Source organism: Gloeomargarita sp., assembly GCF_053491055.1.
This window is the reverse complement of sequence record NZ_JBRCEP010000012.1, coordinates 25360-33799: the sequence shown is the minus strand read 5'-3', so window position 1 is coordinate 33799 and position 8440 is coordinate 25360. Positions and strand designations below refer to the sequence as shown.

The window sequence follows — 8440 nt, the reverse complement described above, 5'->3', positions numbered from 1 at the left end:
CCCCAACCCTTCCCACACCCCCACCGCCAGCACCACCGACGAAAGCACCACCAAAAAAACCCCCAGCAAAGCCAGCCACAGCACGCTCAACTCCGCCTGCAGGGAACGCAACAGCAGCAAAGAGGGCGCTGGCACCGGCGTCTCAGTCCCCACCCCCCGCTGCCGATTCACCGTTTGGGTCAAACCAGGCAACAAAAACCCATCCAACACCTGCCCCAACCCGCACAGCCCCAGGGTAAACAACCACAACAACCCCAGAACAATCTGCCCCAAGTACAAACGATGCAAGCCACACAACCCCACAAACCCCAAAGCCCACAGCAGATAAGCCGCAACCAACGAACGGGGTTCCTGAGCAGTCACTGGCTTTGGCGGCAACGGCTGCCACCAATAGGTTTCCCCAAACTGCCGCACCGCCTGGTCGCTAACCACCCCCTGCTGCAACCAGGCATCTAAACCCGCCAGCAACTGTTCTGACAAATGCGGTACAGAAAGTTTACATTGCACAGTTGTTGTCAACATACCTGCTTCTTCCCAGGCAGCGATCCCCGTGACCAGAGGGATCATTTGTGTCGCGGTCATCGCCTGTAGGGTCAAATCCGTCTCGCCTTTTTGTTGGATCAATAGGGTCAACCTTGCCCCTTGCAGCAACCCCCGCGCCTGCCAATCCGCCAACCCTGCGGCCAACAGCGCCAGCGTAGATGGGGAGAATTTCAGTACATACCCTGGGGGTGCTTGCATCGCCAGCAAGAAAAAAACTAGATCAAATATAAACGAGAGAAAGTTGATAAAAAATACCCAGAACCACCCAGCACTTGCCGAGGGAGTATTTGCCAATCATATCCCCATCTTAAACAATTATGGGACAAACATTTTGGGAATCATTTGTGCGCATATCTTTCCTAGTAATAACCGTTTTAATATCCGAAAAATATAGCTAAGCATACAAAGATTGATATGCTATGGGCGCTGGACGTAGCCCCACCCAGAATCTTCAGGCGACAACCTTAACCTACCTAGCTATAACCGGGATAAAATCCCCAATGATTTCAGAGTAGATGTATAGCCCAATCATGTTGAAACCTGCCACGAAAGTTCATAAATTCAAGTCAGACCAAATGCTTAATGAGAAAATTTTGTTGTAAATGAGCAGTGGTGTGGAACTCTGCAATAAACTCTGCAATAAAAGCTCGTCAATTCGCGTCCGGCAAAATGCTTGCTGAGAAAATTTTTAGTTATAAATAAAAGTTCATCCCCTAAATGACAACGCTTTGTCTCATCAGGTTAGATGCACATTCTGGCACCAACCCTCAAAATCTTAAGATTCAACACTTCTGGTAAATGAGAATTCAGCTTCTCCATGACAATGCTTAGTGTCATGAGGCGAGATGCACATCGTGGCACAGACCCTCAAAAAATCTTAAGATTCAAAACCTCTGAATCATCTACCCCTAAGAACGACCAATTCCGGCAACGGCTGGGTTATTTCTCGGTAGCCCCAAACAGGGGGCACACCATTTCTGTTGCCGATTCTCGGCCCCGTCCGTGCGCCATCGCGCCTATATTCTGCCAGTGTCCACCCCCAAAAACATTGCAATTGAATTGCGCGCTGCCATCGCTGGAGGGCCTCCCTCTGTTTGATTCCCCATCCACCCCCGCCCTGGGATTGCTATAGTTAGGAAGGCGTTTTCCCACCGGGCCAATGCCTTTTGCCTACGCTGGAAAAACTGCTTTGGTAACAGGGGCATCCACCGGCATTGGCGCCGTTTTTGCCAGGGAATTGGCCCAACGCGGCTGTTCCCTGATTCTCACCGCCCGCAGCGCTGACCGCCTGACTACCTTGGCAGCAGAATTACAAAACCAGTATAAAATTCATACCCTTGTGCTCCCGGCGGATTTGTCCCAACCGGCGGAAGTGGCGACCCTCATTCGCACCATTCAGGAGCAACGTCGGCCCGTTGAAGTTCTGGTCAACAATGCCGGATTTAGCACCTGCGGGGCCTTTCATACGATTGATCCGGCTCAGGAGGCGGCCCTGATTCAGGTAAATGTGGCGGCGGTGGTGGCGCTGACCCATGCCTTTGTGCCGGAGATGGTGGCGCGCCGGGAGGGTCTGGTGATCAATGTGGCCTCGGTGTTGGGGTTTTACCCGCTCCCTTACCAGGCGGTGTATTCGGCCAGCAAGGCCTTTGTCCGCGCCTTGACGGAAGCGCTCTGGGCGGAATACCAGGGAACGGGGGTGCGCTTTTTCGCCCTATGTCCTGGCCCGACGGCGACGGAGTTTTTTCAGCGCATGGGGCGGGACTTGCGGATGCAGAAAATGACCCCGGCGGCGGTGGTGCAGTACGCCTTGCGGGCCGTCGAACGGGACGTGCCCTGGGGGATTCCCGGCTGGCAAAACCGTCTGTTGAGCGGCCTACTACCAGCGGTGCTGCCCCGCCCCTGGTTGCTCCACCAATTAGCCCGCGTGAGCCGCCGCCTCTACGGTATCCGGGCTTAGGCCCAGCCGTTGCCACACCCGCTGGAGCATGGCGCTAATTCCGGCACCGGTGACGGCAGAAATCACACAGACCGGATTGTGTAGCGACAAACGATGGACAACATCCTGAAGGCTGTCAGGGTCAGACAGACTGTCAATTTTGTTGAGCACGATCAATTCCGGGCGCTGCGTCAGGGGTTGCCCCAGTTGGGGGGTGTACTGGGCCAATTCCTGGCGGATGGTGTGGTAATCGGCCACCGGGTCGGGCGCTGTGACGTCCACCAGATGAAGGAGCAGGCGGGTGCGTTCAACGTGGCGCAAAAAGTCGAACCCCAGCCCGACCCCCGCATGGGCACCGGCAATCAGTCCGGGAATGTCGGCAAACACGGTGCCGTCCCCCTGGGGATTGGCGACGACGCCCAGATTGGGCACCAGGGTCGTAAACGGGTAATCGGCAATTTTGGGTCGGGCGGCGGAAATGCGGCTAATCAGGGTGGATTTGCCCGCGTTGGGTAAGCCGATAATGCCCACCTCGGCCAAGAGTTTCAACTCCAAGCGCAGGCGACGGAATTCCCCCGGTAGCCCTGGCAGGGCATAGGCAGGCGCCCGGTTGTGGTTGCTCAGAAAATGGCGGTTGCCCAAGCCCCCTTTGCCCCCGCGCGCCACAACCACCGTTTGCCCAGGAGTGACCACATCAGCGATCACAGCGCCGGTTTCGGCATCGGTAATCAGCGTGCCGCAGGGCACGGGAATCACGCAGTCTTTGCCGTTGGCGCCGGTGCAGTTATTCGGCCCGCCCCGCTGCCCATCGCCTGCGGCAAAATGCCGTTGGTAGCGAAAATCCAGCAGGGTGGTGCGCCCGGTTTGCGCCTGCACCAGCACGTCCCCGCCTTTGCCCCCATTGCCACCTGCTGGCCCCCCGGCAGGCACGTATTTCTCCCGGCGAAAAGCGACGATGCCATCCCCGCCTTTGCCCCCCTGGACGGTGATTTCCGCTTGGTCAATAAACTGCATCGCAACTTTTGGCTGGTTTGTGATAAAATCCAAATTCGAGTGCAGGTGCTAAGAGAAATTTTAGGGGAATAGACGGATTCATGGTGAAACTGCGGTTGAAGCGTTACGGGCGCAAGGGACAGGTGTCCTACCGGATTGTGGCGGCGCCGGCGCTGGCCCGGCGGGATGGACGTGCTTTGGAGGAAGTGGGTTTTTACAATCCCCGTGTGAGTGACCCGACGCAACGCACCCGTTTGAATGTCCCGGCGATTATCAAGTGGCTGAAGCAAGGGGCGCAGCCGACGCCGACGGTTCGCAGTATTTTGGAAAAGGCGCAGATTTTTGACCAGCTCCATGCCTGATTACGAGGGACTGATTCGCTACTTGCTTTCCCCCATGCTGAGTCACCCGGAGCAGTTGCGCACGCATCAAGAGGTGTTGGCCGGTGGCGTGTGGGTGCGTTTGGCTTTGGCGGATGCGGACCGCGGGCGGGTGTTTGGGCGGGGCGGACGCACGTTGCAGGCGATTCGCACGGTGATCCAGGCGGCGGCGCAGGCGGCAGGGCAAAATTGTCATTTGGATATTTACGGTTTGAATGCGACGGCGGAACGGGCCGAACGGACTCCGGCGCGCTCCCGGCGAGGAGGTGGCCGCTGACTGTTCCCCAAACCCAGCGGGTGGTGCCCCTGCCGGATGGGGTGAGCGCGGTGGCGCTGGGGGGGGTTGGCGAGGCCAATTTGCGCTATCTGCACCAGGTGCTGGGGGTGCAAGTGGTGTTGCGGGGGCAGGAGTTACACCTGGTGGGTGGGGAACCGGCAGTCAACCGCTGTCTCCAGGTGGTCACGGCTTTGGCACCGCTTTGGCAACGGGGGCAACCGGTGACGGCGGCAGATATTGATGCGGTGTTGGCGGCTCCGAACCCGGAATTGGTAGCGCAGATGCACCGGGAGGTTTTGGCGCATAACCGACGGGGGGAGGCCATTTGTGCCCGCACGTTGGGGCAATGGCAGTACATTCAGGCGATTCGCACCCATGAAATTACCTTTGGCATTGGCCCGGCAGGGACGGGGAAAACCTATTTGGCGGCGGTTTTGGCAGTGCAGGCGTTGCAAAACCAAGAATGTGAGCGGTTGATTCTCACCCGGCCAGCGGTGGAGGCGGGGGAAAAGTTGGGGTTCTTGCCGGGGGATATGCAGCAAAAAATTAGCCCCTACCTGCGGCCGTTGTACGATGCGCTCTACGACCTGATCGAGCCGGGACGGATTCCCCAGTTGCTGGAGCGGGGGGTGATCGAGGTGGCTCCCTTGGCCTATATGCGGGGGCGCACCCTGAACCGGGCGTTTATTATCTTGGATGAGGCGCAAAACACCACGCCGGGGCAGATGAAGATGTTACTGACGCGTCTGGGGTTTGGCTCGCGCATGGTGATTACGGGGGACATGACCCAGGTGGATTTGGACCCGCGGCAGGCTTCGGGCTTGGCGGTGGCGGTGCAGGTGTTGCGGGGGGTGCCGGGGATTGGTTTTTGTCAGTTGACGGCGGCGGATGTGGTGCGGCATCCCCTGGTGCAGCGGATTGTCAGTGCCTACGAACGCTACGAGCAGTGGGAGCGGCAGGCTCAGTAGGGGCTGACTTCCAGGGCGCCCGACCGACGAAATACAACCCGAAAGTCCGCAACCGGTGGCCCAGATTGGCGGAGTTTTGCCAGGGGTAACCGCGGTTCTTCCCCGGTCGGCGGGTCCAAGGGGGTAAACTGCACCACCTGTCCCTGGGCATTCACCCACACCCGAAAGCTCAGGTCCTGGGAGATGGGTTCCTTCCAGGCGGCGTCAATGGCATCGTACAGCCGAATGAGCAGGCGGCTGCGCTCGGTGGTGCTCAAGGGGGGCAAGGCGGTGGGCTTCGCAGCAGGGGTTGGGCTGGGTTGGGGACTGGGCGTGGCCGTCGGTGACACGCTGGGCGCAGTTTCCCGCAGTTCCCGGGGGGGTTCGATTTTGGGAGCGGGAATCAGCGCCAACGCCATCGCCGCCGCCGACAGGGTCACCAAACCCACCCCGGCGGGCACGGCCTGTTGGGACAGTTTCACCGTGCGGGGTATGCGGGGCACCAAGTTCACGTGCCAATCCGGCAGGGTTTGGGGGTCGCTCATCCCCTGGTCACAGGCTTCCAGCAGGTCAAAAAGCTGAATGGTGGTCAAATCCAACTGCACCGGTTCGCGACCATCCTGCAACAGTTCAGGATGCACCCGCAGGCGATGGTGGTGGTGGGAAACCGGTTCCAGGGCGACAGGTCCGGCTGGCTGCACGGGCCGAGGTTCCCGATGGCTAAGGAACAGTTGGACGTATTCGCTCACCGTGCGGGATAACTGTTCGAGCAGTTCGCTGCCCCCGCGCATCGGTTGTTCCAGCCCCGGCAGATAACATTCCATCTGGATCAGCACCGCCAAGGCCCCCCCCGCTGGCGCGCTAAACCCTTCCAAAATCAAGGTGCAGTGGGGCAACCGATATTCCCGCACCAGCGCACTCATAGCACGTCCCCGCTAAACAAACTGGCCCAGAGGCGTTGCGCCCCACAGGTGCCCGTGCAAAACAGCAATTGGTGCAGTAGGTCCATCGCCAGCAAATTCAGCCGGTCATCGTCCCGATAAATTTGCAGCCGTTCCCGGTGCAGGTTCATCCGTTTGCGGAAATGGGTGCGAAACCGTTGGCAATAGTCATCCAAGCGGGGGTGGTGGCGCAGGTCAACCCCATGCTGTTGCAGTTGTTCGTCCGCCAGCAGCAATTGGCGGATCAAAATCGTCAGCCGTTTCGCCAAATACACCAGCACCAGCACCAGGGCACGGGCTTGGTCGAGGGTCAACAGACGGCGGTTGTAGGCGCGGCGCAAGGGGTTGGCCGCCCGCAACTGCCAGAGCGTCACCCGATTGGGAATCACACTCACCAAAGCCAACTCCTTGACCACCATCATCATCATCTCCGCCCCGGTAAAATCCAACGCTTCCACCGCCAGCAATAACAAATCCAACTTGCCCGCCACCACCGGGGGACACAGCCCTTGCGCCGGCGGGGGTTCCGGGTCGGGCAAAAGTTGCAGCGCCAAAGCGCCCTCACTTGCCTGGTCAGCGGTCGGCGATTGGGTCATCATGGGCAAGTTCCTTTAGGCACCAATGTATCAGTTTAAGGGAACCACAGGAGGGCAAGCCGCACAGCCTTGCCTCATTCAGGGCAAAATAACCCCATAAGAGACGCCAAAGTTCACCCCTTGGTTGCCATGTCCATGCTCGCGGTTGTGCTCACCACGCCTGGGGAACCGGAAGCCTTGCAACTTGAGCGCCTGCCCCGGCCTGAAATCCAGTTTCCCCACCAGGTCCTGGTGCAGGTCAAAGCCGCCAGCATTAACCCCATTGACACCAAACTGCGGCGGCGGGGGATGCTCCTGCACCCAGGGCAACCGGCCATCCTCGGCTGTGATGGCAGCGGCGTGGTGGTGGCCTGCGGTGACCAGGTGACCCAAGTGCAACCCGGCCAAGCAGTGTACTACTGTTACGGCGGCCTCGGCGGCATGACCGGCAGTTACGCCGAATACATTGTCCTGCCCGAAACGGCCCTGGCGCCCAAACCCGAACGGCTGAGTTTTGTGGAAGCGGCGGCCTTGCCCTTGGTGGGGATTACCGCGTGGGAAGCCCTGTTTGACCGGGGGCAGGTGCAAGGGAGGGAAACAGTGTTAATTCATGGGGGCGCTGGGGGAGTCGGGCATATTGCCGTGCAATTGGCCAAACAGCGGGGTGCGCGGGTGTTGACCACGGTCAGTTCCCTGGAAAAAGGCAAACTGGCGCAGGCGTTGGGGGCCGATGGCCTTGTGTACTACCGGGAAACCCCTTTTGTCCAGGCCGTGCTGTACGAAACCCAAGGGCAAGGGGTGGACTATGCTTTGGATACGGTAGGGGGGGAAACCTTTCACCAAACCCCGGCAGCCGTGCGCTACTACGGTCGCCTGGTGACCCTGCTGCAACCCCCACCGACGGGACAAGGCTGGGAAGTGGCCCGCCAACGCAACCTAACCATCGGCTATACCCTCATGCTCACGCCGCAAACCGCCAATTTACCGGTGCATCAGGTGCGGCAGACCCATATTTTGCGGGAACTGGCGGCCTGGGTGGATGCGGGACGTTTGACCGTGACCGTCGCCCAGACCTATCCCCTGGCCGAAGTTGTCCAAGCCCATCGCCAACTGGAACAGGGGGGCTTTGGCGGCAAACTGGTTCTCACAATCGGTGCGTAGCCGGTATTTAGCGTTTGTGAACTATCATTAGGGCCAACCCATTACACATTTCTCGCACAAGCCAGGCATGCCTCTAAAAAAGACTTACCGCCGTGCGAGCGTCAAACAAGAAGAGGTGCAACGAAAACGACGAGCTTGTTGTTAAGAAGTCAGGGATATGCCGTGGCGAATTTGATTGCTCCCGACCAGATTGGGGTGTGGGGCGTAACTCGGCGTTGACGCGTCAGAAATATAAGGGGGAAAGGCATAGGGTTATTGGAGTGACTTCCTGGAGGAGGGTAGTCGGCGGTCGCGTCATGAAGGGGGGAGAAAGAAAGGGGATTTTTTGGCGTTTTTGCAAAGCAAGTTAGGTCCAAAGTTAGATACGAGGAAAGTTGTGATTGTGGGTAACTTAAATATCCATAAACGTCGGGAAGTCGCGGGATTGATGAGGGGGACAGGTGCGCCAATTCTATCCCTGCCTGTGTATGCACCGGCATTGCATCCTATGGCGATGATATAGCCGGTGTTGCAGCCTTTTATGCGACAGTTTTCCAGAATTGGGAAGTTCCATCCTGCTTTCGAAGTTGGTTTGCGCAGGGTTGTTACTGTACCCCTTAATCCTTGAACAGGCTGTAAGCCGAACTGAATTGGCAACAGAGGTCGCAGGGGCACCGCCCCCGTACTTGGTTTTGGACGATTTCTGTT

At 58.5% G+C, this 8440-nt stretch carries 9 protein-coding genes and 1 pseudogene; 6 read left to right on the top strand and 4 right to left on the bottom strand.

What is annotated here, in order from left to right; genetic code table 11:
• Positions 1-741: TM2 domain-containing protein (locus tag ACWISF_RS01060; RefSeq protein ID WP_448379744.1), on the bottom strand; the 741-nt coding region annotated here is incomplete at its 3' end.
• Between the two features lie 961 nt (positions 742-1702).
• Between ACWISF_RS01060 and ACWISF_RS01055 the strand changes: the two genes are divergently transcribed.
• The gene (locus ACWISF_RS01055) at positions 1703-2500 is read left to right on the top strand and encodes an SDR family NAD(P)-dependent oxidoreductase (RefSeq protein ID WP_448379743.1); all 798 of its coding nucleotides are present in this window, start codon (positions 1703-1705) and stop codon (positions 2498-2500) included.
• Here the strand turns inward: ACWISF_RS01055 and obgE are convergent.
• The gene (obgE, locus tag ACWISF_RS01050) at positions 2459-3493 is read right to left on the bottom strand and encodes a GTPase ObgE (protein ID WP_448379742.1); all 1035 of its coding nucleotides are present in this window, start codon (positions 3491-3493) and stop codon (positions 2459-2461) included. The genes ACWISF_RS01055 and obgE overlap by 42 nt on opposite strands.
• Positions 3494-3573: 80 nt before the next feature.
• On the opposite strand from obgE, the gene rpsP reads away from it, so the two are divergent.
• The 3 genes from rpsP to ACWISF_RS01035 are packed head-to-tail and all read left to right on the top strand — an operon-like array spanning position 3574 to position 5097.
• Positions 3574-3834, top strand: a complete 261-nt coding sequence (gene rpsP / locus ACWISF_RS01045) for a 30S ribosomal protein S16 (RefSeq protein WP_448379741.1) — start codon at positions 3574-3576, stop codon at positions 3832-3834.
• Entirely contained in the window at positions 3815-4129 is a 315-nt protein-coding gene (locus ACWISF_RS01040; RefSeq protein ID WP_448379740.1) for a KH domain-containing protein, read from the top strand. The genes rpsP and ACWISF_RS01040 overlap by 20 nt, the downstream gene beginning before the upstream one ends.
• A 20-nt stretch (positions 4130-4149) precedes the next feature.
• The gene (locus ACWISF_RS01035; RefSeq protein ID WP_448379739.1) at positions 4150-5097 is read left to right on the top strand and encodes a PhoH family protein; all 948 of its coding nucleotides are present in this window, start codon (positions 4150-4152) and stop codon (positions 5095-5097) included.
• On the opposite strand, the gene ACWISF_RS01030 is transcribed toward ACWISF_RS01035, so the two are convergent.
• Together ACWISF_RS01030 and ACWISF_RS01025 are read right to left on the bottom strand one after the other, a co-directional pair.
• Positions 5091-5999 (bottom strand): DUF4335 domain-containing protein, encoded by a 909-nt coding sequence (locus ACWISF_RS01030; protein ID WP_448379738.1) that lies wholly within the window; start codon positions 5997-5999, stop codon positions 5091-5093. The genes ACWISF_RS01035 and ACWISF_RS01030 overlap by 7 nt on opposite strands.
• Entirely contained in the window at positions 5996-6616 is a 621-nt protein-coding gene (locus tag ACWISF_RS01025; protein ID WP_448379737.1) for a DUF3038 domain-containing protein, read from the bottom strand. Before ACWISF_RS01025 ends, ACWISF_RS01030 begins: the two co-directional genes overlap by 4 nt.
• A gap of 132 nt (positions 6617-6748) precedes the next feature.
• On the opposite strand from ACWISF_RS01025, the gene ACWISF_RS01020 reads away from it, so the two are divergent.
• Both ACWISF_RS01020 and ACWISF_RS01015 read left to right on the top strand, forming a co-directional pair.
• A complete protein-coding gene (locus ACWISF_RS01020) occupies positions 6749-7753 on the top strand; it encodes a zinc-dependent alcohol dehydrogenase family protein (RefSeq protein WP_448379736.1) in 1005 nt (334 codons plus the stop codon).
• Positions 7754-7793: 40 nt separating this feature from the next.
• Positions 7794-8353: pseudogene (locus ACWISF_RS01015) on the top strand (IS630 family transposase); the annotation flags it as partial.
• Positions 8354-8440 lie beyond the last annotated feature (87 nt).